Source organism: Streptomyces solitudinis (assembly GCF_036323765.1).
Taxonomy (GTDB): domain Bacteria; phylum Actinomycetota; class Actinomycetes; order Streptomycetales; family Streptomycetaceae; genus Streptomyces.
On sequence record NZ_JAZDCW010000001.1, the window covers coordinates 265,726 to 290,279 of the forward strand.

Below are 24,554 nucleotides of genomic sequence, written 5' to 3' on the forward strand. Positions count from 1 at the left end.
GATCATTTCCATTGCCCGTTGAGTACAAGAGCGGCGCGTGCGACGTCGCCGATACGGATGGGCTGAGCGTGACGTACCTCAGCGCCCGCCGGCGTTCCTTGAGCTCGGCAGCGGTTCGTTCACCCCGGGAGCGGGCGCCGAGTAGAAAGGCGTTGTAGTTCCGGGTGTCGGTGTGCGGCTGATCAGCACTCTGTCCGGCAGGCTTCTTGACCGGGACGTGGACCCCGATACCGGCGCCTTCGCAGCCGGAGTCGGCAAGGGTGGGCAGACCATCGCGGGCCGCCTTGTACCGCGCGGGCAGGACGTGGACGCGGGCAGCGATGAGATCGTGGGTGGAGCCGGGTTCGACGTCGGACGTCCACAGCGGCGTGCCGTCCTGAGGGGCGGGGAACTGCGCGTTTCCCCCCGAAGCGCTTGTGCTTGCCGGAGTACCAGGCGTCGATCTCCTGGTCCCTCACGCTCAGCACCGTCTCGGCGAGGCGGTCCGTTTCGATCAGGATGCCGTCCAGGATCACGTGGGTGATCCCTTCCGCTCCGCGGTGTTCCAGCACCTCGTGCAGGTCTGGGGCTTGGGCGGCCAGGGTGTCGACGCCTTCGTGCAGGCAGCGGCAGCCGGGCGGCCTGCGAGATGCCGGCGTCCCGGGCCAGGCAGTGCACGCGACCGCGCTCGCGGAACCAGCGCGGGACCAGCACCGCCTGGCGGAAGGTGCCCAGCACCCGCGTGCCCTTCGGGGAGCCGGTCCGGCGTCGGTGCGCGGCCAGCAGCCGTGACAGGTACTCCACCACCTGGCGCGGGACAGCGAGCATGGCGACGCAGGTGACCCACGTGGAGCCTCTGGTGTTCCGGAACCTGATCTTGGCAGACCTGTTCCTGCCAGGGGCTCTACGTCTCCTTACGGCTGGGCGGCCCGATGTCCGATCTCGACGCAGGCGCACAGGTCAACCCGCTTCGCGTAGATCATTTCGCTGAGAAAACCTCAATGTTTGTCAGGGGGTTCTGAGTGGTCCTTGCTGGAGGGGGATGGAGTGGGGCCGGGGAGATCTTGACCCCTGAAACAAGGTGACTTAACCTCGGGTTGCTCGTGGTCCAGCACCTTCCCCGGGTGACGTAGGTGGAGCGCCGGGGAGGTCGCGAGGGCCTTTTGAGCCGCATTCGGCAGGCCGTCGTATTACGACAACAAGGGCGGCCCCGGTGATTTCCAGCAATGCCGCACCATTCATTGTCCAAGAATGCCCTGCTTCCCATTGGAATTCTGTGAGCGCGATGAGACCCGATGGTCCGGCGGTACCGGTTGCCGTGATCGGCGCCTCCTGCCGGCTGCCCGGCGGCATCGAGAGCCTCGACGCCCTCTGGCGCGCCCTGCGCGATGGTGTGGATGCCGTGACCGACCTGCCTGACGCCCCCTGGCACCGCGAGACCGCGGCCCTGGCCGGAGCCGACCACGCCCAGCCGGCCCGGCCCGTGCGCGGGGCCTTCCTCGGCGACGTCTACGGGTTCGACGCCGGCTTCTTCGGCATCTCCCCCAAGGAAGCGGCCAGCATGGACCCGCAGCAGCGCATCCTGCTGGAGATCTGCTGGCGGGCCCTGGAGCACGCCAACCTCGCGGCCGACGCACTCGCCCGCAGCGCGACCGGCGTCTTTGTCGGCATCGGCGGCGACGACTACGCCCAGCTCGCCACCGCACCCGCGCGGTTAGACCAGCTCGACGCCTATTCCCTGCTCGGCGTCAACCGCGCCATGGCGGCCGGCCGGATCGCTTACCTGCTGCGGTCCCACGGTCCCGCCCTCACGCTGGACACCACCTGTTCTTCCTCGCTGGTCGCCGTCCACACGGCCGCGCAGTCGCTGCGTACGGGCGAGAGCGAGGTGGCACTGGCGGCAGGCAGCCACCTGGTCCGTACGCCGTGGAACATCGTCACCCGCGGCCTGACCAACGCACTGTCACCCACCGGGGTATGCCGCGCCTTCGACGCCGAGGCCGACGGTTTCGTGCTCGGCGAGGGCGCCGGCGCGGTCGTGCTCAAGCGCCTTGAGGACGCGCAGCGCGACGGCGACCCGATCCTCGGCGTGCTGCGTGGCTCGGCGGTCAACCACGACGGGCCGAGCAGCGGGCTCACCGCCCCCAACGGCCGGGCCCAGCAGGCGGTCATCCGCAGCGCCCTGCGAATGGGACGGCTCGCCCCGGCCGAAGTCGGCTACGTGGAGGCGCACGGCACCGGGACCTCCCTGGGAGACCCGATCGAGGCCGAGGCCCTCACGGCGGCCTACGGCGAGGGCCGGCCGGCCGACCAGCCGCTGGTGATCGGCTCGGTGAAGACCAACTTCGGCCACCTGGAGTCCGCAGCCGGCATCCTCTCGCTGCTCAAGGCCCTGCTGGTGGTGGAGCGCGGTGAGATCCCCGCGACGCTGCACCACCGCACACCCAACCCGCACATCGACTGGGAGCGGAGCAGCCTGCGGGTGCAGACGACGCACGGCCGCTGGGCGGCCGGGCCCGGCCCGCGCGCCGCCGGCGTGAGCGCCTTCGGGCTGAGTGGCACCAACTGCCACGTGGTGGTCACCGAACCCCCGGTACGACCGGAGGCCACACCGGTGCCGCAGGGACCCGGCCTGGTGCTGCTCTCGGCGAAGGACGAGGAGGCGCTGCGAACGACGGCGCTGGAGTGTGCGCAGGCGTGGCAGGAGACGGACGCGCCGCTCGACGAGATGTGCGCCGCCCTGGCCGTGGGCCGGTCAGCATTCCGCACCCGGCTCGCGTTCGTCGCACCCGACGCCGGCGCCGCCCGCGAGCTGTTGCTTCAGTACGGGAGCACCGGCGCGGCCCCCGGCGTGCGCGTCGGCGAGCTGGGCGCGCGTCCGGCACAGGGTCCGGTAGTGGTGCTCCTGCCCGACGGCGGACCGACTGGCCTGCCGACGCGGACGTACCGCGACGTCGAGGTGTTCCGGCAGGCCGTCGACGCGGTGGCCGAGGCGGCGGGGGTGGAACCCGCGGCCGTCCTCGGCGGCGTGGCGGGCGACCTGGCGGCCTTCGCGAGCCGGTACGCGGCCGGCCAGATGTGGCGGGCCTGGGGTCTTACGCCCGACGTGCTGATCGCCGAGCCCGGCACCGCCACCGTGGCGCGCTGTCTGGCAGGCGAACTCTCGTTGCCTCAGGCCGTGTCGGCGGTCACGGGAGAGGCGGGCGCGGGCGGTCCGGCGGGACGGCCGACTCCCGCTTCGGCCGACATCGTGATCGCCCGCGGCGGCGACGGCTCGCACCCAGTCCTGCGCGAGGCCGCGGCACTCGCGGCACGGACCCCTTGCATCCTGCTGCAGGCCGGCGGCGAAGCCGGACTGGCCGGGCGCGCCCTCGCGTCGGCCGCTCCCGGAACGGCGGTGGCGACGGCACTGACCGGCGTCGAGGACAGCTCGCGGGCCGGTGTGCTGGCCGGGCTCGGCGAGCTGTTCGTACACGGGCGGGCCGTCGAGTGGCGGCGCGTGCTGCCCGGGGTGCGCTCGGTCAGGCTCCCCGGCCACCCGTTCCGGCGCAACCGGCTGTGGCTGTCCGGTATCCCGGACCCGCAGCTCCTACCCAGCACAGCACACGCGGACGATCAACCTGACGATGAATGGGATGGCGGCATGGCCGACGTTGGAGCGTTCCTGCGCAGTGAACTCGCGCACATGCTGGGCATGGCAGAACCGGAGGTCTCCGAGCGGGCGCCGCTGCTGGAGCTTGGCGCCGACTCGCTGGTCTTCGCACGGATCGTCCAGCGGGTCGCGGACCGGTTCGACGTCGCACTGACGGTGCGTGAACTCTTCGAGGACCTGCTGACCATCGAAGAGATCGCCCGTCATGTCGCGGGCGCGATCGGCGCGTCGGCTGCGAGCGCGCCAGCGCCCGAGGGCGCGCCCACGCCGACTGCCGAGCCGTCCCCGGCCGCCGTCCCGGCTCCGGTTCCCGTCGCGTCCTCGGTCGCCACCCCTGCCCCGGCTCCGGTCCACGCCCCTGCCCCGGCTCCGGTCCACGCCCCTGCGCCAGCCGCCGCGTCCGCGGCGTCCGGTCCCGTCGGTGACGCCCTTGAGGCACTGCAGGCGCAGGTCCGAACGCTGACCGCCGAGCTCACCGAGCTGCGTGCCCGAACTGTTTCAGCCACGAGCCCCGTTCCCGGACAACGTGCCGCAGCGTCCGCGGTCGCAGCACCCGCCCTCCCGCCGGCCGCCCGCCGTGAGGCGTACCTCGCCGACGTCATCACCCGCTACCAGGCCCGCACCGCCGCCTCCCGCGAGTACGCGCTGCGCAACCAGGACCGCCTGGCCAACAACCGGCGTTACGCCCCGGCGACCCGCCCGGAGGTACGCGCGATCCGCTACCCGCTGTGCGGCGACCGGTCGGCCGGCTCCCGCTTCTGGGATGCCGACGGCCACGAGTACACAGACCTCTCCATGGGCTTCGGCGCCCACCTGCTCGGTCACAGCCCCGAGCCGGTGGTCGCGGCTCTGGCCGAGCAGGTGCGCGGGGGCATGCAACTGGGCAGCGCCAGCCGACTGGCCGGCGAGGTGGCCGGGCTGGTCGGTGAGTTGACCGGCGCCGAGCGGATGCTGTTCTGCGCCTCCGGCACCGAGGCCGTGATGACCGCGATCCGCCTGGCCCGCGCCGCCACCGGCCGGTCCAAGATCGTACTGTTCGCCAAGGCCTACCACGGCCACTTCGACGGGACCCTGGTCTCACCCCGCCTCGACCACCCGGCCCGTGGCGCGGACCCGATGGTCATCGGTGTCCCACAGTCGATGGTGGAAGACGTCATCGTGCTGCCGCTGGACCGGGAGAGCTCGCTGACCACCATCGCCGAGCTGGCCGAGGAACTCGCGGCCGTCGTGGTCGAGCCGGTGCAGAACGGCAACCCGGGCCTGCACCCGGTGGACTTTCTGCGCCGACTGCGCGCGCTCACCCGCGAGGAGGGCATCGCGCTGGTCTTCGACGAGGTCCTCACCGGCTTCCGGGTCGGGGCCGGCGGCTGCCAGGAGCTGTTCGACATCCAGGCGGACCTGGTGACCTACGGCAAGACGCTGGCGGCCGGCCTGCCGATGGCCGCCGTCGCGGGCCGCCGCGACTTCCTCGACCTGGTCGACGGCGGGTCCTGGGTGGGCGAGTGGACGATCCCGGGCGAGACCGCACTCACCTTCACCGCCGGCACGTACGCCAACCACCCGCTCGCCCTGGCGGCCTCCCGCGCGGTGCTCGGGCACCTGCGGGACAACGGACCGCAGCTGTACAAGGAGCTCAACGAGCGCTCCGACGCGATGACCGAACGGCTGAACGCAGGTTTCGCCGAGCTGGGTGTGCCGCTCGGTGCGGCCAACACGGGCTCCTTCTTCCGGTTCGCGCAGAACGCCAACTTCAGCTTCGTCCACCAGCCGGTCGAGATGGACCTGTTCCGCGCCAACCTGGCGCTGCGCGGCGTGTACGTGGCCGAGACCGGAGCCTCGTTCCTGTCCACGGCGCACACCGACGAGGACGTCGGCCAGGTGGTGCACGCCGCCTTGGACGCGGCCGCCGAGATGAGGGAGGCCGGCCTGTGGCAGCGCGCCGAAGGATCGTCCGGTCCGGCGCCAGCGGTCCGTGAGCCCGAGGCCGCGCCCCGGCGCCCGGTACCACCGTCAGCGCCGGCCGTACCGGTGCTGACGGTACGTGAACCCGAACGCCCGCAGACCCCGGCCGTCCCGGCCGCGCGCCGTGCCCCGCAGCTGAGCCTGTCCTACTTCGGCGACAGCGACATGATCGACATCGACGCGCACTACCGGCTGCTGATGGACGGCGCCGACTTCGCCGACCAGCACGGTTTCGACGCGATCTGGCTGCCCGAGCGGCACTTCCACCCCTTCGGCGGCCTGTCGCCCAACCCCGCCGTGCTCGCCGCGACGCTTGCCCAGCGCACCGGCCGGGTCAAGCTGCGCGCAGGCAGCGTGGTGGGTCCGCTGCACCACCCGGCCAGGATCGCCGAGGAGTGGGCCGTGGTGGACCGGCTCTCCCAAGGGCGGGTCGGCATCGCCGTCGCCTCCGGCTGGAACGACCGCGACTTCGTACTGGCGCCCGGCTCCTTCGCCGACCGCCGCGAAGTCACCATGAAGCGGATCGACCAGGTCCGTCGGCTGTGGCGCGGCGAGGAACTGGAGTTCCCCGCGGGCGAGGGGACCCACAAGGTCCTCACGTATCCGCGTCCCGTACAGCCGGAACTTCCGTTGTGGCTCACCACGTTGGGCACCGCTGAGGCGTTCGGCGCAGCCGGCGAGGCGGGCCTGGGGGTGCTGACCAACCTGCTCACTCAGGACATCGCCGAGCTCAAGACCAAGATCGCCGCCTACCGGGAGGCCCGGGCCCGGGCCGGCCACGACGCGGGCCGGATCACGGTCCTCGTGCACACCCTGGTCGGCGAGGACGAGGAGAAGGTGCGGGCCGCGTCCGCCGACCCGCTGGCGCACTACCTGGCCGCGGCGCTCGACCTGACCAACCGGATGTCGCCCGCCGAGCGGCGGATCGACCCGGACCGGCTGGCCGAGTCCGACCGGGAGTTCCTGATCCGCTCGGCCCAGGACAAGTACCTGCGTCACCGCTCGCTGATCGGCGGCATCGACGGCTGCCGGGCGACCGTGGAGGAGCTCGCCGACGCCGGGGTGGACGAGATCGCCTGCTTCGTGGACTTCGGCGTGCAGCCGGACCTGGCGCGCGAAGGATTCGGGGCGCTCGACCGGCTGCGCCGGACGGTGGCCGACGCCCCTGCCCGCGACGCCGGGGCGGCCCGCCCGTCGGTCGTCCTCACCCAGCCAGAGCGCCGGGCCGCACCGCAGAGCGGTCCGCCGCAGTCCGCCGCGCTGCCCAGTACCCCCAACCAGCGCCTGGTCTGGGCCGCCGCACAGTTCGGCGCCGAGACCAACAGTGCGTACAACCTGCGCCGACTGCTCAGCCTGAGCGGAGAGTTGGATACCCGGGCGGTGCGCGCCGCGTTCCGGACGCTGGTGGACCGGCACGAGGCGCTGCGGGTGGCCTTCAGCGACGACGGCGCCACCCAGACCGTACGGACGGATGTGGACGCTGATCTCGAGCTGGCCGACCTGTCCGGTCTGGACGAGGACGCGCGCGCCCGTGAGCTCACGGCGCTGCTGGAGGAGGAGGCCGCCCGCCCGTTCGACCTGGCCCGTGGACCGCTGCTGCGGGGCACGCTCCTCACCGTGGGGCCTCGCGAGCACCTGCTCTGCCTGACCGCGCACCATGTGGCCGTCGACGGCAGCGCGGAGAACGTGCTGCTGGACGAACTGGGCCGGCTCTACGCTTACGAGATCGGCGCCGGCGAGCCGCTCGCCCCGGCACCCCGGCTCGCCGACTACCTGCTCGGGCCCGAGGGCCGGCCCGCCACCGAGGCCGACCTGGCGTACTGGCGCGGCATCTTCGACCCGCTGCCCGAGCCGCTCGCCCTGCCCGGCCGAGGCCGCACCGTCGGCAAGCGGGTGACCGGGCACGCGGGTGCCCGGCTGAACGTCGACTTCGACCCGGACCTGCTGCGCCGGGTGCAGAAGTTCGGCTCCCAGCACGGAGCCAGCCCGTTCATGGTGGTGCTGGCCGCCTACACGGCGCTGCTGCACGAGATCGCCGGCCAGGACGACGTGGTGGTCGGCGTGCCCACCGCGCGCCGCCCTGCCGAGGGCCCGGGCAAGGACCTGGTCGCCTACTGCGCCAACGTGCTGCCCATCCGTTCGCTCCGCGACCCGGCGGAGGACTTCCCCGCCCACCTGCGCCGGATCCGCGGCGTCCTGCTCGACGCCTTCGACCACGAGGCCTGCACGCTGGCCGAGATCATGCGTGACCTGCCGAAGCCCGCGACCTGGGGCCAGCCGGCGATCCTCTCGGCCGTGTTCAGCTGGGACAAGCCGCACCTGCCGGAGCTGGCCGGGCTCACGGTGCGGCACCTGGAGAGCGGGGCCCCCGCGGTCCGGTTCGACCTGGGGCTGAACATCACGCACTTCGACAGCGGCCACCGCATCTCCTGGGACTACAACACCGAGGCGGTCAGTGAGGACGAGGTCCGGGCACTGAACGTCCGGTTCGACGTGCTGCTGCGCGCCGCGGTGGGTGCGCCCGCGGCCGAGGCCGAGCGCGCCACGGACCTGGTGGCGCGGCACGCCGAGCGGCGGCCGCGGGCCGTGCCGGTGTGCGGCGAGACGGTTGCGCTGACGCTCGCCATGGCGGTCGAGCGGGCCCGGCGGCTGGCGGCACGGCTGGTCGAGGCCGGGGTCGGCGCCGGCGATCCGGTCGGGCTCGCGGTGGAACCGGGGTCCGCGCTGCTGGTGGGAGTGCTCGGCATCCTGTGGTCCGGCGGCTGCTGGGTCCCGCTGGGCACCGACGGCGTCGCGACGGCCGGGCGGCCGACCGTGGCCGTCGCCGACCGGGGGCGGGTGCCGGGTCTCGACGGCGTAACCCTGGTGGAGGTCCACGCCTGGGACGCCGGGCCGGTGCCCGGGCTGCCGGTGCTCGACGATCACGCCGTGGCGCTGCGACTGGGGCCTGGCCTGTCGGTGACGCACCGTCAGCTGGCCGGCGCGGTCGCCGCGTCGGTCGCCTTGCACGGCGACGAAGCCGAGGACGGGCAGCTGCTTCCGCGCGGCATGGCGGACTTGTCGGACTGGGCGGCCCTGCTCGCCGCGGCGGCCGGCGGCCGCGCCGTGCGGTGGGACGAACCGGTTCCGCCGGAGCGCGAAGGTGCCCGCGCGTACCAGTCACCGACTCCGCTGGCCGACGAGTCGGCTCCGCGTACCGACGAGTCGGCTCCGCGGTCCGGTACGCCGGATCAGGCTGCCGCTGCCCCCACCACGCGGGACCCCGGCATCGTCCCGGAGCTGATCGGGATCTGGTCCCAGGTCCTGGGCCGGACCGGACTCACCGCCGAGTCGGACTTCTTCGAGGAGGGCGGCGACTCCATCTCCGCGGTCCAGATCCTGGCGAAGATCCGCACCCGGTTCGCGGTCGACCTCCCCGTGGATGTCTTCTTCGACGCGCCCACCGTCAGCGACCTGGCCCGCTCGGTGCGGTCCCACTGACCACGGGCGGGCCGCCCGCCGCCACCGCACGTCCCGCCGAACAGCAAGTAGGAGAGCGATGAATCAGGAGTCAGGATCCCCTGGCGTCGAGCAGGCAGCGGACCGAGTCCGTGTGGCACTCCGGGAGCTGCCGGGGATCACCGACTGGTGGGTGGCTGCTGGGCCGGCCGAGACCGGGATCATCGCCTACGTGGTCCCAGGACGGCCGGCCGGCCACGCCGACCTCCTGCGCGCCCTGCGGCGCGCCTGCGTCGGCGTGCCGCCGGAGCTGGGCCCGCACCTGGTCCGGCTGACCGCGTTGCCCCGCGACCGCGAGGGGCACGTGGACCGGGGCCGGCTGGCCGAGCTGCCGGCACTCGGCGAGGACACGCTGCGCGCGGCCGAACGGGCCGCACTGGAAGCCGGCGCCGCCCAGGCCCGGGCCGCGGTCGTGGGGGCCGGTATACCGCAGCCCAGCGGCCTGGTGGTCCGGCCGGACGACGCCGCCCCGGCGACCGGGCGTCAGGACGGCGAGGCGCCCCCGGCACTGCTCAGCGGCGGGCGGCGGATCAGCGACCCGGACGGGCCGCTCACCCTCGTACAGGCACTGGAACGGGCCGCGGCCAGCAGCGCGGGCGTGGTGTTCGCCCGGGGCACGGGCGAGGCGGTCCGGCTGACCTATGGCGAGCTGCGCGAGCGCGCCGCACGGGCGGCGAAGGGCCTGCAGGGGGCCGGGGTGCGTCCGGGCGATCCGGTGCTGCTGCCGGCCGGCGACAACGAGGAGTTCCTGACTGCCTTCTGGGCCTGCCAGCTGAGTGGCGCGGTGGCTGTCCCGTGCGCCCCGGTCACCGCCGAGGCGGGCGCCTCGGCGGCGGAGCGGCTGCAGTACGTGTGGGAACTGCTCCAGGAGCCCGTGGTCGTCACCTCCGACCCGACGAGCGTGCCGCTGGCCGTACGCGAACGCGCCCGGCTGCACAGCCTGAACGCGCTGACCGAGGCCGGGCCCGCTGCCCCGGCAGGGATCCGGCCGGACGACACCGCGGTGATGCTGCTGACCTCCGGCAGCACCGGGATGCCCAAGCTGGTCACCCAGACCCACGCGGCGATCCTCTCGATGACCGCCGCCGCCCGCGCCACGCTCGGCCTCGGCGCCGACGACGTCTCGGTCAACTGGTTCCCGCTGGACCACGTGGTCGGCCTGCTGATGTGCCACGTCCGCGACGTCTACCTGTGCTGCGAGGACGTGCACGTCCCCACCGACGCCGTTCTGGGCGACCCGCTGCGCTGGCTGGATCTGCTCACCCAGTACCAGGCCACCCTGACCTGGGCGCCGAACTTCGCCTTCTCGCTGATCGGAGCCCGCGCCGGGGACCTGGCCGACCGTGACTGGGACCTGTCCCGGGTGCGGTCCATCATCAACGCGGGGGAGATGGTTGTCGCCGAGCAAGTACGCCAGTTCCTCGCCGTGCTCGCACCGTTCGGGCTGCGGGACCACACCGTGCAGCCCGCCTGGGGCATGTCCGAGACCTGCTCCGTGGTGACCGCAGACCAGGACTTCTCTGGCACGGCGGGCTCACTGCTCGGTCCCGTGCCGGTCGGCGGCCCGTTCCCCGGCCTGTCGGTGCGCATCGTCCGGGCCGACGGCTCGCCCGCCGTCGAGGGCGAGACCGGCGACCTGGAGGTCACCGGCAGCATGGTCACCCGCGGCTACCACAACAACGACAAGGCCAACGCTGACTCCTTCGCACCCGACGGCTGGTTCCGCACCGGCGACCGCGCCGTCATTGCCGCCGGGGCGCTGACCATCGTCGGCCGCTCCAAGGACGTCATCCGGGTCAACGGCATCAGTATTCCCTCGACCGAGGTGGAGGCCGTGGTCGAGCGCTCCGACCGGGTGCTGGAGAGCTTCACCGCCGCGGTCTGCTACCGCCCCGACAACGCCGCCAGCGACGAGATCGCCGTCTTCTACAGCCCGCGGGCCGGCCAGCAGGCGGAGGCGGTGGGCGCAGACGTACGCCGCCGGGTGCTGGAGCACTACGGCTTCCCGCCCCGGCACGTCATCCAGGTGCGGCCCGAGGAGATCCCCAAGACCTCGATCGGCAAGATCCGCCGTGCGGTGCTCGCCGCACGGCTGCACGCGGGGGAGTTCGATGACCGGCTGGCGCGCGGCGCGGCGGCCGAACCCGCCGGGGTGTGGCTGGCCCGCCCCGAGTGGCGCGTCCGAGCGGCCCGTCCCACCGCGCCCGGCATCCGTGACATCGACGGCGCGCGGACCGTGGTGCTGGGCGCGGACGCCGCGACCGGCAGACGACTGCGTGCCCTGCTGACCGCCCACGGGCACCGCTGCACCTACGGGGTCTGGGACGGCGACCGGGAGATGGACCCCCAACTGGTCACCGTTGCGCCCTCGACCGGCGCGGTCGGCGCGTTCCTGGCCGACGGCACGGACGGCACCCGGCTGCCCGGCGAAGTGGTGCTTGCCTTCCCGGCCGAGCCGCGGCCGCAGGACGCGCGCACCTTGATCGAGCGCCAGGCCGCCGTGATCGAGCAGGTACTGCTGGTGGTCCGCGCACTGGACGAACTGGAGCCGCGCGGGCCGGTCCGGCTCACCCTGCTCGGCGCCGGCCTGTGCGCGGTCACCGCCGATGACATCCCGGACCTCGCGCTGAGCCCACTGGCGGGGCTGGCCCCCAGTCTCGATGCCGAACTGCCCTGGCTGCGGGTGCGGTTGATTGACACTGAACCGGGTGATGAGCGGGCTGCGGACGGTGAACTGCTCGGCGAAGCGGCAGGCGCGGTGGTTTCCTACCGGGGCGGGGTGCGGCGCGAGCTGTGGATCACCGGCCAGCCCGAGCCCGAGCCCGAGCCCGAGTCCGTCACGGACGGGCCGTCGGCACTCTTCCGGCGGGACGCGACCTACCTGGTCACCGGTGGCCTCGGCGGCGTCGGCTTCGAGGTCTGCCGTCATCTGCTCGCCACCACCGGCTGCTCGCTCGTCCTGCTCGGCCGCACCCCGCTGCCGGAGCCGGGCACCCCGCAGGGCGACCGGGGCGCACTCGACGCCCGCCAGCGGCGTCTGCGCGAGCTGGGACAGGTCGGCCGGGTCAGCTACCTCGCTGTCGACTCCGGCGACGAGGACGGGCTGCGCGCCGCGCTCGCGGAGGTCGAGGCAGCCTGGAACCTGCCGGTCGCCGGTGCCGTGCACTTGGCCGGGCTGATGGACGGCGTCCCGGTCGCCGAGCTGACGCCGGAGCGGCTGCGCGAGGTGCTCGCTGCCAAGGTCGAACCCGCCCTGCTGCTGGGTCGGCTGATCGCCGAGCGGAAGGGCTCCGTGGTCGCCTTCTCCTCGGTCAACGCGATCTTCGGCGGCGCCCAGGTGGCCGGCTACGGCGCGGCCAACGCCTTCCTCGACGCCTGGGCCGCACAGCTGGGCGCCCAGGGCGTGCCGGTGCACCTGCTGTCCTGGTCCCGCTGGCAGTCGACCGGGATGAGTGCGGGCAGCGAGGACGACGAACTGGTCCGCTCGCGCGGCTACCGGGTGCTCACCGTGGAGGCCGCGCTGCGCGCCTTCGACAGCGCCGTGCGGCTGCCCGTCGGCCACACCGTGATCGGCCTCGTGCCGACCAACCCGTTCATTCTGGCCCGCGTCGAACTGCCGACCGCACCGCTGGACCGGCTCGAGGTCCGCTGCGTACCGCTGCCCGCTCACGCCGGCGAGCTCGTCGTCAACGATCTGCGCGGCAGACCGGTCGCGGTGGCGGCCGTCGCCGACCCGACGGGCACGGGCTCGCGCGAGGGCGCCGGCCAGGAGACCCTCGCCACTCTCGCCAGTATCTGGCAGGAGGTCCTCGCCGTCCCCGAAGTCCCCTACGGCGACGGGTTCTTCGACCTGGGCGCGCGTTCCCTGCAGCTGCCCCGGGTGCAGCACCTGATCGAGGAGAAGCTGCGGACCCGGGTGGAGATCTCCGACTTCTTCGCCCATCCGACCGTGGCCGCCCTCGCCGCGCACCTGGACCGCCTGCGCGGCGCGGGCGGTGGGGGAGACGGGGGCGGGCAACCGGGACCGGCCGCGCCGCGGCGCGGCTCCGGCCGGTTCGGCCGGCCGGGCACCGTCCTCCTGGAAACGGAGGCCGTGTGATGGGCACCGCCGCTTCCGGACGGGACGTCGCGATCATTGGCATGGCCTGCCGGTTCCCGGGCGCGAACACGCCCGAGCAGTTCTGGGCCAACCTCACCGGCGGGGTCTCCTCGATCCGCACCTTCACCCCCGACGAACTCCTCGCCGCCGGCGTCGACCCCGACCTGGTGCGCCACCCCGACTACGTGCCGTCCGCCGGCTACCTGGAAGGCGCCGAGGACTTCGACCCCGGGCTGTTCCGGATCCCGCCCGCCGAGGCGCGGATCACCGACCCCCAGCACCGGCTCTTCCTCGAGTGCGTCTGGGACGCCCTCGAACGGGCTGGGTACGACCCGCAACGGCTCGGCGACGCAAGGATCGGCTGCTTCGGCGGCGCGGGCATGGCCCTGTACGCGGGCAACCGACTCAGCTCCTACTTCAGCGAGAACCTGGCCCGCAGCTCCGGCCTGCTCACCGAACTCGCCCCGCTCCAGGCGTTCATCGCCACCCAGAGCGACCACCTCTGCACCCGGGTCTCGCACCGCCTCGGCCTCCGCGGACCCAGCATCGGTGTGCAGAGCGCCTGCTCCACCGGCCTGGTGGCGCTCCATCTGGCCTGCCAATCGCTGCTCACCGAAGAGAGCGACATGGCGCTCGCCGGTGCGGCCGGGGTGCACGTACCGCTGCGCCGCGGCTACGTGTACGAGGAAGGCGGTTTCCTGTCCCCGGACGGCGTGTGCCGCCCGTTCGACGCGGCGGCGCGCGGCACCGTGGGCGGCAGCGGCGCGGGCGTCGTGCTGCTGCGCCGCCTGCGGGACGCGCTGGCCGACGGCGACCCGATCTGTGCGGTCATCAAGGGCAGCGCGGTCAACAACGACGGCGCTGTCCGGGCCGGCTACCTGGCCCCCAGTGCCGAGGGCCAAGCCGACGTGGTCCGCACGGCGCAGCGGATGGCTGGGATCGCACCGGACGACATCGGGTACCTGGAGGCGCACGGCACCGGCACCTCGCTCGGCGATGCCATCGAAGTCAGTGCGCTCACCCAGGTGTTCGGTGCCGGGACCGGGCGGGAGACAGGCCTGGGATCGGTGAAGTCCAACATCGGCCACTTGGACACCGCGGCCGGCCTGCCCGGGCTGATGAAGGCGGCCATGGCGCTGGAGCACGGTCTGATCCCGGCCACGCTGAACTTCACCTCTCCCAACCCGGCGCTGCGGCTGGAGAGCTCACCGTTCTTCGTGGTCTCCGAGAACACCCCGTGGATCCAGCACCGGGCCGAACGCCTGGCCGGGATCAGCTCGTTCGGCGGCGGCGGCACCAACGCGCACGTGGTGCTCGCCGCCGCGCCCGAGCGGCCCGCCGCGCGGACGGACGCCGGCCCCTACCTGCTCACCCTGTCAGCACGCAGCTCGGAAGGGCTGCGTCAGCAGGCCGAGGCCTATGCCGACCACTTGGCCGCCACCGAGCAGGACCTGGCCGACGTCTGCGTCACCGCCCGGACGGCCCGGCCCGCTTTCGCCCACCGCGCCGCCGTGGCCGCGCCCGATGCGGACACCCTGGTGGAGCGGTTGCGCACCCTGGCGCGCCACGACGTGACGGCGGACCGGGCCGCGCCGACGGTGGACCAGCAGCCCGTCTTCCTGTACAGCGGCCAGGGCGGCGCACTCGCCGGGACCGCCTGGAGCCTGTACCAGCGGGTGCCGGCCTTCCGGTCCGGACTGGACGAGTGCCTGCAGGAACTCGGTGAGGCAGGCCCCGCGCTGCTGGAGCTGTTGCGCACCGATGCCCCAGCCCTGCACACCGAGGCACGCTGGGCCCAGCTCGGGTTGTTCTGCTTCCAGTACGCGCTCACCGGAGTGTGGACTTCGGCCGGGGTCCATCCCGCCGCCGTGCTCGGGCACAGCCTCGGCGAGTACGCAGCCGCCTGCGCGGCCGGGGTCATCGGCCTGCCGGACGCACTGCGGCTGGTGACGGCGCGCGGCCGGCTGATGGACGAGCTCTGCCCGGCCGGCTCGCTGCTGTCCGTCATGGAGACCGAGGAGCGGGTACACGACGTACTCGTCCGCACCGCCGTGCCCGCCGAGATCGCCGTGGTCAATGGCGAGCGCGCGGTAGTGGTCGGCGGGCCCGCGGACGCGCTCGCCAAGATCACCGCCGAACTCGGTACCGAGACCGTCACCACCGCCGTTGGTACCACGCACGCGTTCCACACCAGTGCCGTCGACCCGATGCGCGAGGAGTTCGGGCGCGCCGTCGACGGGGTCCGGTTCCGCGAGCCCAGGGTGCCGTTCGTCTCCTCGATGGCCGGCGGTGCGGGGCTGTCCGCCGCCGATCCGGCGTACTGGGTGCGCCAGGTGCGCGAGACCGTACGGTTCGGGGACGCACTGGAGTCGCTGCTCGACGGTCACCGTCTGTTCCTGGAGATCGGTCCCGCCGCCGTGCTCAGTGGCCACGGGCGGAGCTCCGGAGCCGACGCGGCCTTCGTCTCCTCCCTGCAGCGCCGCAGGGGTACGGCCGAGGCGCTCACGCAGGCGGCCGCCCGGCTCTACGCCCTCGGCACGCCGGTCGACACCTCCCGGTTCGGTGCGCGCGGCTCCGGGCGACGGGTGCTCATCCCCACCTCGCACCGGATCCGCGAACGCTACTGGATCGACCCGGGCCCGGCCGCGCGGACCGTGACACCCGAGGCCGCGTCGATCACCGACGGGACGCTCTTCCACGGCCGCACGGTCTGGGAGCCGGCACCGGGACCCTTCACCGAGACCACCTCGGACCTGTCCTGGACCGTGCTGGGCTCACCCGGCAATCCGGTCGCCGTGCGCCTCGCGGAAGCGATCCGCACACACGCGGGATCCTGCGAGCTGCGGGCACCGGGCGAGGCACCGCCGAGCGGGACGCCCGGCACCCTCGCTGCAGGGGTCGTCTGCGTCCCCGACGCGACCGTGGATCCGGCACCGGCCGGCCTGCCCGACTGCGTCGCCACCGTAGCCGCCCTGCTGCGCGGCTACGCGGACGGCACCACCGTAGCGCCGCGCCGCTTGGTCCTGCTGACCACCCGTGCCCAGTCCACCGATGCCGCCCCCGACCCCGCACACGCGGCGCTGTGGGGCCTGGCCCGTAGCGCGCGCACCGAACTCACCGAGACCGCGATCCACTGCGTGGACACGGACGGCGGCCCGTTCGACGCCGGTCTGGTGGCCGACCTGGTCGGTGGTGTCGATCCGGAGGTCGCCTACCGTGACGGCGTCCGGCTGCTCGCCCGGCTCAGTCCGGTCGCCGGGCAGCCCGCCCTGTCGGGTCTGGACCCCGACGCGACTTACCTGGTCACCGGCGGCGGTGGTGCGCTCGGTGCCCGGGTGCTGCGCCGGTTGTACGAACTGGGTGCCCGTCACCTGGTGGCGCTCGGCCGGACAGCAGGCGGCGCCGGTACCGGTGAGACGATCCTTGAGGAGCTGCGCGCCGACGGCCTCGATCTGCTGAGAGCCCAGGTGGACGTCACCGAACCCGCGCAACTCGAGTCCTTGTTCACCTATCTGGCGAGCGCCTATCCGCCCGTACGCGGCGTCGTGCACACGGCCGGAGTGCTCGACGACGCGACCCTGGCCAACCTCACACCCGATTCGCTGGCCCGGGTGCTGGCCCCCAAGCTCGACGGCACCCGTCACCTGGACCGGCTCACGGAGCGGCTCGACCTCGACTTCTTCGTCTGCTTCTCGTCCATCACCGCGACGCTGGGTGCCCCGGCCCAGGCCGCCTACGCTGCCGCGAACGCGGCGATGGACGCCGTCGCGGCAGGCCGCCGGGCGCGCGGGCAGCGGGCGTCCTCGGTCCAGTGGGGCCCCTGGTCCGGGGGCGGCATGCACACTGCCCTCGGGAAACGGCCCAGGAGCACCAGCCGGGGTCTCGGCGAGCTCAGCCCCGAGCAGGGCATGTCCGTGCTCGACCACGTGCTCGCCGCCACACCTGACACCACGCTCGCCGCCCACCTGCGTGTACCGCACGCCGACGCTGATCCCGTCGCCTTCGCCCGCCAACTCACCAGCCCGCCGGCCGAGGGCGCCGTCCCGACGGCCGCCGGCGCCGTGGCCGCCGACCTGCGCGCTCTCCGGCCCTGGCAGCGTGCCGCCCGGATGACCGACTACGTGTCCAGCGCCGTCGCAACCCTGCTAGGAGAGGAACTCGGCGGCCTCGACACCGAAACCCCCTTCATCGAGCTGGGTCTGGACTCCCTCCTCGGCCTGCGCCTGCGCAGCCGCCTCCGTCAGGACCTGGCCATCCGCCTCACACCGACCTACAGCTTCGACTACCCCACGATCGCCGAACTGTCGGCACACCTGGTGGAGTTGATCGAGTGAGGCGGCCCGCATCCGGGGATCGCGCGCAACACAATCTGGCGGGCGGTGGCCAGCGATGGCCCGCCTCTCGACTCGTCGGCCGAACGCGTCGGTTCCGCTCAGGACGACTGGTCTTCGCCTGCCCGCAGCAGAGCTGCCATGCCCGCAGGGCCTGTTTGTATCCCTCGGCGCGCCTCTGACCAGGTGTTTTGTGTGGTTGGTCGAGAGTGAGACCAAACGGCGGCGGTGAATGGGGTCAAGAACGGCAGTCGGAGCACGTCGCAGTACGTCCTGCGCTCGCTGATCCGCAAGTAGCGCCCCGCCGAAGGCCGCGCCGCACCAGCGAAGGCGCCGCCCCTCGGTCACCCGGCAAGGGGGGCGGCGCCTTCGCGCGTGACGGCGGCGCACCGCATGCCGAGGTCTCAACTCGGGAACGGATGGCGCAACCCCGTCCCCGATCTTGCCGTGCTCGGGGCGAGTGGACTATACCTGTCGGCACCCGAGCTCCAACTGACCTGCGGTGCAAGGACTTTCGCCGAAACGCGGCCATGAGAGACCGGCACCGCACGAGTCCCGTAAGAAGGCGAGGACTTGAGCATGGGACCCACCGACGTGAACCGCCGTGACCTCCTGCGGCGAGCCGCCGCACTCGGCCTCATCACCGTTCCCGGCATGACCGCCCTGTCCGCCTGCGCCAGCGGCGGCACCGGTGGCGGGGACACGATCGCCAAGGGGGAGGTCAGCGAGGACAACCCCTTCGGTGTCACGCCCGGCTCCCCGCTCGACGTGGTGATCTTCAAGGGCGGCTTCGGTGACGCCTACGCCCGGCAGTGGGAGAAGCTGTACGCGCAGCGGTGGGACGCGGAGATCAGCCACCTGGGCACCCAGGAGATCACCGGGAAGCTCCAGCCGCGCTTCAACGCGGGCAACCCGCCGGACGTCGTGGACAACTCCGGCGCGCAGTCCATCAAGCTCGACGTGCTCCACGGGCAGGGCCAGCTCACCGACCTCACCCAGCTCCTCGACGCGCCCTCGGCGGACGACCCGGACAAGAAGGTCCGCGACATCCTCATCCCGGGCACCGCCGAGAAGGGCTTCTTCGGCGGGAAGATGCACGCCCTCAACTACGTCTACACCGTGTGGGGGCTGTGGTACTCCGAGAAGCTCTTCCAGGACCGGGGCTGGAGCCCGCCGCAGACCTGGAGCGACTTCATCGCCCTCATGGAGGACGCCAGGGACGCGGGCATCGGCGGCCTCGCCCACCAGGGCAAGCACCCGTACTACATGAACGTCGTCATCATGGACCTGATCGCCAAGACGGGCGGCCTGGACGCCATGCGGGCCATCGACAACCTCGACCCGAAGGCGTTCACCGGCAGTGAGGCGGCCCGGCGGTCCGTCGAGGCCGTCTACGAGATCGTCGACAAGGGCCTGCTGATGCCCGGCACCAACGGGCTGGACCACGTCGAGTCGCAGACGCGCTGGAGCCAGGGCGACGCCGTCTTCATCCCCAGCGGCTCCTGGCTGGAGAACGAGCAGCTCAAGGCCACGCCTGAGGACTTCGGCATGGCCTTCCTGCCCGTTCCGGTCCTCCCCGACAGCAGCCTGCCCTTCCACGCGCTGCGCGCCGGGGCGGGGGAGCCCTTCATCGTCCCGGCCGAGGCCAGGAACCAGCCGGGCGGGCTGGAGTTCCTGCGGCAGATGCTCTCCAAGGAGTGGTCGACGGCGTTCGCCAAGGAGGTCAGCTCGCTGTCCATCGTCCAGTCGGCGGTGGACACCAGCGTGCCGCTGCGGCCCGGCATCACCTCGGCCATCGCCGCCGTGGACGCCTGCCCGCCCGAGGAGCGCTTCGACTACCTGTACACCGAGTGGTACAGCGAGATGGACACGGCCATCCGCAACGCGACCTCCGAGCTGATGGCCGGGCGCATGCGGCCCGACGCGTGGCTGACGGCCGCGCAGCGGGCCGTGGACAAGGCGGCCAAGGACCCGGCCAGCAAGAAGAACAAGCGGGAGTAGCCAGGCGGCACAACGCCGGTCCGGTCCGACCGACCACCGAGCGCGGCACGACGGGAGCAGGGGGAGATGCGGCAAGGCAAGTACCCGTTCATCGCGGGGTTTCTGTTCGCGCCGGTGGTGCTGTACCTGGTCTTCGTGATCTGGCCCTACGTCCAGACCTTCGGGTACTCGCTCACCGACTGGAGCGGCCAGTCCCAGACCTTCGAGTTCGTCGGCCTGGACAACTACCGCGCCCTGCTGGACGACGCCGTCTTCCTCAGGGCCCTGCGCACGAACGCCCAGTTCCTGGTGTTCGTGCCGCTGCTGACGATCGTCATCGCCCTGTTCTTCGCCTTCATGACCAACGTGGGCGGCCGTTCGCGCGCCGGCGGGGTGCAGGGCGTGCGCGGCGCCCGGTTCTACCGGGTGGTGTTCTTCTTCCCGCAGGTGCTGTCCATCGCCATCCTGGCCATCCTCTTCCAGGCGGTGTACCGCAGCGACGAGGCGGGGCTGCTGAACGGGGTGCTGATCCGGCTGGGCCTGTCCGACCCGTCCGCCCCCGTCGAATGGCTCAACGACCCCGACCTGGTGCGCTGGTGCCTGATCTTCGTGCTCGTCTGGTCGGGCGTCGGCTTCTACATGGTGCTGTTCTCCGCCGCCATGCAGTCCATCCCCCGGGACGTCTTCGAGGCGGCCCTGCTCGACGGGGCGGGCCGCCTGCAGACGTTCACCCGGGTCACCCTGCCGCTGCTGTGGGACACGGTGCAGACGGCCTGGGTCTTCCTGGCCATCCTCGCCATGGACGCCTTCGTGCTGGTCGCCACGCTGACGCCGGGGCAGTACGGGGGCGGCCCCGACCACAACAGCGAGGTGCTCGCCACCTACCTGATGCGCAACTTCAACATCTACGGCAACGCGGGATACGCGTGCGCCATCGGCGTGGTGATGCTCGTCTTCACGCTGCTGGTCTCCGTCATCACGCTGCGGGCGGGCCGCCGCGAGCGGATCGAGTACTGAGGAAGCCCGAAGGAGACGGCGTCATGACGCTACCGAAGACCGGCCCCGAGCAGGCCCGCAGTGACGTCCCGCAGCGCCGCCCGGCGGCGCGGGACGGGGACCGCCCGGGGGCGGGCGGACGTCCGGCGGGGGCGGAGGGCCGGACCCTGAACGCCTTCTCGCACGGTTTCCTCGCGCTGTGGGCCGTGATGATCGTCTTCCCTCTCGTGTGGATCGTCCTGGGTGCCTTCAAGACGGACGCCGAGATCGGCACCAGCGCGTGGAGCGTCCCCTCGAACTGGGCGTGGGACGCGTTCGGCCGGGGCTGGGCCAAGGGCATCGGCGACTACCTGCTCAACACCGTGATCGTGATGGTGTTCTCCATCCCGCTCACCATGCTGCTCGGCGCGATGGCCGCCTACGTCCTCGCGCGGTACGAGTTCCGCGGCAACCGGTTCTTCTACTACTTCTTCGTCGCCGGTGCCATGTTCCCGGTGTTCCTGGCCCTGGTGCCGCTGTACTTCATGGTCAACCGGCTCGGCATGCTCAACACCTACCAGGGCCTGATCCTGGTCTACACCGCCTACTCGCTGCCGTTCACCGTCTTCTTCCTGCACGCGTTCTTCCGCACCCTGCCCACGGCCGTCCACGAGGCCGCCGTGATCGACGGGGCCTCGCACACCCGGGCGTTCTTCCAGGTGATGCTGCCGATGGCCCGGCCCGGCCTGCTGAGCGTGGGGATCTTCAACGTCCTGGGGCAGTGGAACCAGTACATCCTGCCCGTCACGCTCATGCAGCAGCGCAGCGGCACCGACCCGGACCGCTCCGTGCTGGCGCAGGGTCTGGTCAACATCATGCAGCAGCAGGGGTACGAGGGCGATCTTCCCGCCCTGTACGCGGGCATGACCATGGCGATGCTGCCGGTGCTGGTCGTGTATCTCTCCTTCCAGCGCCAGATCCAGTCCGGGCTCACCGCCGCCACCCTCAAGTGACGGCCCAAGAGGCCCCCGCCCGCGTCCCGCGCCCGTCCCGCGCCCGCCGTCGGGTGGGCCACATCCCGGTACCCGCCTTGCTCAAGGGCTTGACGGGGGAGAACCCCTCGCGGTCCCCTTAGAGTTCACATGTTGGAAACAGGCTGTCGTCCCACTGTTGTGGCGCGGCCGACGGGGCGGCCGGCGCGCCGCTCCGTCCAGGCGGGAGTGGATCAGTAGTGGAGACACCGGGGTCGCAGTCCTCGCTGCACCGCGCCAACCTACAGCGCGTCGTGCGCGCCGTCCGCATGGCGGGGTCGCTGACCCAGGCGGAGATCGCGCGGACCACCGGGCTCTCCGCGGCGACGGTCTCCAACATCGTCCGAGAACTGAAGGACAGCGGCACCGTCGACGTCACGCCGACCTCCGCCGGGGGCCGCCGGGCCCGCAGCGTGTCGCTCTCGGGGGACGCGGGCGTGGTCGTCGGCGTGGACTTCGGCCACTCCCACCTGCGGGTGGCCGTCGGCAACCTCGCCCACAAGGTACTCGCCGAGGAGGCCGAGCCCGTCGACGTGGACGCCTCCGCCGCGCAGGGCCTGGAACGGGCCGAGCAGCTGATCGGGCGGCTGGTGGCGAGCACCGGCATCCCCAGCGGCAAGGTGATCGGCGTGGGCCTCGGCGTGCCGGGCCCCATCGACGTGGAGACCGGCGTGCTCGGCTCCACCGCCATCCTGCCGGGGTGGGCGGGCACCAATCCGCGCGACGAGCTGGCCGGCCGGCTCGGGGTGCCCGTCCACGTCGACAACGACGCCAACCTCGGCGCGCTCGGCGAGCTGGTGTGGGGCAACGGCCGGGGCGCGGGCGACCTGGCCTACATCAAGGTCGCCTCCGGCGTGGGAGCCGGCCTGGTGATCCGCGGGCAGGTCTACCGGGGTCCGGGCGGCACGGCGGGCGAGATCGGGCACATCACGCTGGACGAGTCGGGGCCGGTGTGCCGCTGCGGCAACCGCGGCTGCCTGGAGACGCTCACCGCCGCCCGGTACGTGCTGCCGCTGCTGACCCCGAGCCACGGGGCGGAGCTGACCATGCCGCGCGTGGTCGCGCTCGCCCGCGAGGGCGACCCGGGCTGCCGCCGGGTGATCGCCGACATCGGGCGGCACATCGGCAGCGGTGTCGCCAACCTGTGCAACCTGCTCAATCCCAGCCGCGTCGTGCTCGGCGGGGATCTGGCCGAGGCCGGTGACCTGGTGCTCGACCCGATCCGGGACTCGGTCTCCCGCTACGCCATCCCCAGCGCCGCCCGCCAGCTCTCGGTGGTGCCCGGCTCGCTGGGCGGCCGGGCGGAGGTGCTGGGCGCGCTCGCCCTGGTGCTCAACGAGATGGGCGACGCGCCGCTGCTCCAGCCGGCCGCGCCGGTGCCGGAGGCGGTCGCCGCCACAGCCTGAACCGACGCCCTCCGCAGCCCGGGGGGCGTCCGGCGTCCGGTCGCCCCCCGGCCGCCCCCGGCGGCCCGCCGACCGCACAACCTGAACCCGGCCACGGCCGGGCGCCGCCTTCCTCCCGCCCGCGCGGGCCCTGCGCCGGGTGGCGATGCCGTGCTGCCCGGCGTCACCACGCTGCGCGTTCACGACGTTCACGCATGGCATCGTTGCCTTCTCGTTAATAATTTACTTCTTGACGACACCTCCCCGACGGCGGTTGACTTCGGCGCACCTCGGCCGCACCGTCGCGGCCTCGTCAGGGAGGTAACCCACAGATGAACGCGACTCTGCGTCGTGCCGCTGTCGCACTGGCCGCATCCGCCATGGCCGTCTCGCTCGCCGCGTGCGGCAGCGCCGAACAGGCCGGCGGCGACTCCAGCGACAACGCCGAAAAGAACGGCGACAAGAAGGACGGCCCGCTCTCCATCGGCCTGCTGCTGCCGGAGGACCAGACGGCCCGTTACGAGAACTTCGACCGGCCGCTGATCGAGGCGAAGATCAAGGAACTGTGCTCGGACTGCACGGTCACCTACGTGAACGCCAAGCAGGACGCCTCCGTCCAGCAGCAGCAGATGAACTCGATGATCACCAAGAAGGTCGACGTGATCATCCTGGACGCCGTCGACTCCAAGGCCATCTCCGGCTCGGTCCAGAGGGCCGACGACGCGGGCATCCCGGTCGTCGCCTACGACCGCCTGGCCGAAGGCCCGATCTCCGCCTACACCTCCTTCGACAACGAGGAGGTCGGCCGCGTGCAGGGCCGCGCCCTGCTGGAGGCGCTCGGCGACTCCGCGGACGACGGGCAGATCGTCATGATGAACGGCTCGCCCACCGACCCGAACGCCGCCATGTTCAAGGCGGGCGCCACCTCCGTGCTGGAGGGTGAGGTGGAGATCGGGAAGTCCTACGACACCACCAACTGGGAGCCCGGCGAGGCGAACAAGAACATGAACGGCGCCATCGCCTCCCTCGGGAAGGACAACATCGTCGGCGTCTACTCCGCCAACGACGGCATGGCGGGCGGCATCATCACCGCCCTCAAGAGCGCCGGCTTCGGCGAGCTGCCGCCGGTCACCGGCCAGGACGCCGAACTCGCCGGTGTGCAGCGCATCGTGGCGGGCGAGCAGTACATGAGCGTCTACAAGCCGTACAAGCCGGAGGCGGACGCCGCCGCCGAGATGGCCGTGGCCCTCGGCCGCGGCGAGGACGTCACGGCCGAGACGACGATCGACAGCCCGACCACCAAGGGCGTGCCCGCCACGCTGATCAAGCCGGTGTCGCTGACGGTCGACAACCTTGAGGAGACCGTGCTCAAGGACGGCCTCTACACCCTCGAAGAGGTCTGCACGCCCGAGTTCCGCGAGGCGTGCGAGAAGGCCGGGCTGATGTAACCGGGCACCTGCCCGGGAGCGCCCCGCGCAGGGCGTGCGGAGATCGTGCCGAAACGATCCCGCACGCCGGGTCGGCTCCCACCCCTCACGTCCGCCGGGCACCCGACTCCCGCTTCTTCCCCGCTGCGGGGGCGCGGGTGCCCGGCGGCAGCACAGCCCGATCCTCACCGCGCCGCCGCAGCGGCGGCGCGCCGCGCGGCCCGTCCTCCGCACG

8 protein-coding genes and 1 pseudogene are annotated in these 24,554 nt (G+C 72.5%); 8 read left to right on the top strand and 1 reads right to left on the bottom strand.

Translation table 11 applies throughout. The features are described from left to right. Positions 1–2: 2 nt before the first annotated feature. Positions 3–807, bottom strand: a pseudogene (locus V1J52_RS01035) (transposase family protein). A 457-nt stretch (positions 808–1,264) separates the two neighbouring features. Between V1J52_RS01035 and V1J52_RS01040 the strand changes: the two are divergent. From V1J52_RS01040 to V1J52_RS01075, 8 genes are all read left to right on the top strand, one after another. Continuing rightward, on the top strand, positions 1,265–9,073 hold the full coding sequence (locus V1J52_RS01040; protein WP_330137586.1) for a MupA/Atu3671 family FMN-dependent luciferase-like monooxygenase: 7,809 nt from the start codon (positions 1,265–1,267) through the stop codon (positions 9,071–9,073). Positions 9,074–9,185: 112 nt separating this feature from the next. Then, positions 9,186–13,190, top strand: coding sequence for an SDR family NAD(P)-dependent oxidoreductase (locus tag V1J52_RS01045; protein ID WP_330137587.1), 4,005 nt, complete (start codon positions 9,186–9,188; stop codon positions 13,188–13,190). Beyond that, a complete protein-coding gene (locus V1J52_RS01050; RefSeq protein WP_330137588.1) occupies positions 13,190–17,524 on the top strand; it encodes a type I polyketide synthase in 4,335 nt (1,444 codons plus the stop codon). Before V1J52_RS01045 ends, V1J52_RS01050 begins: the two co-directional genes overlap by 1 nt. 576 nt (positions 17,525–18,100) lie before the next feature. Next, positions 18,101–19,522: an N-acetylglucosamine/diacetylchitobiose ABC transporter substrate-binding protein gene (gene ngcE / locus V1J52_RS01055; protein ID WP_330137589.1), complete on the top strand. Its 1,422-nt coding sequence runs from the start codon at positions 18,101–18,103 to the stop codon at positions 19,520–19,522. Positions 19,523–19,588: 66 nt separating this feature from the next. Further along, positions 19,589–20,518, top strand: coding sequence for a carbohydrate ABC transporter permease (locus V1J52_RS01060; RefSeq protein WP_330137590.1), 930 nt, complete (start codon positions 19,589–19,591; stop codon positions 20,516–20,518). A 23-nt stretch (positions 20,519–20,541) separates the two neighbouring features. Beyond that, positions 20,542–21,489 carry a carbohydrate ABC transporter permease gene (locus V1J52_RS01065; protein WP_330137591.1) on the top strand — a complete coding sequence of 316 codons (948 nt, stop codon included), beginning with the start codon at positions 20,542–20,544 and terminating at the stop codon, positions 21,487–21,489. Between the two features lie 218 nt (positions 21,490–21,707). Next, positions 21,708–22,913, top strand: coding sequence for an ROK family transcriptional regulator (locus tag V1J52_RS01070; protein ID WP_330137592.1), 1,206 nt, complete (start codon positions 21,708–21,710; stop codon positions 22,911–22,913). Positions 22,914–23,224: 311 nt separating this feature from the next. Beyond that, a complete protein-coding gene (locus V1J52_RS01075) occupies positions 23,225–24,340 on the top strand; it encodes an ABC transporter substrate-binding protein (RefSeq protein WP_330137593.1) in 1,116 nt (371 codons plus the stop codon). Positions 24,341–24,554: the final 214 nt, after the last annotated feature.

What these genes read in the sequence shown, in the direction of transcription:
- V1J52_RS01040 (WP_330137586.1), top strand. Translation starts at nt 1,265, where the DNA reads ATGAGACCCGATGGTCCGGCGGTACCGGTTGCCGTGATCGGCGCCTCC.
- V1J52_RS01050 (WP_330137588.1), top strand. Translation starts at nt 13,190, where the DNA reads ATGGGCACCGCCGCTTCCGGACGGGACGTCGCGATCATTGGCATGGCC.
- ngcE (WP_330137589.1), top strand. Translation starts at nt 18,101, where the DNA reads ATGGGACCCACCGACGTGAACCGCCGTGACCTCCTGCGGCGAGCCGCC.
- V1J52_RS01060 (WP_330137590.1), top strand. Translation starts at nt 19,589, where the DNA reads ATGCGGCAAGGCAAGTACCCGTTCATCGCGGGGTTTCTGTTCGCGCCG.
- V1J52_RS01065 (WP_330137591.1), top strand. Translation starts at nt 20,542, where the DNA reads ATGACGCTACCGAAGACCGGCCCCGAGCAGGCCCGCAGTGACGTCCCG.
- V1J52_RS01075 (WP_330137593.1), top strand. Translation starts at nt 23,225, where the DNA reads ATGAACGCGACTCTGCGTCGTGCCGCTGTCGCACTGGCCGCATCCGCC.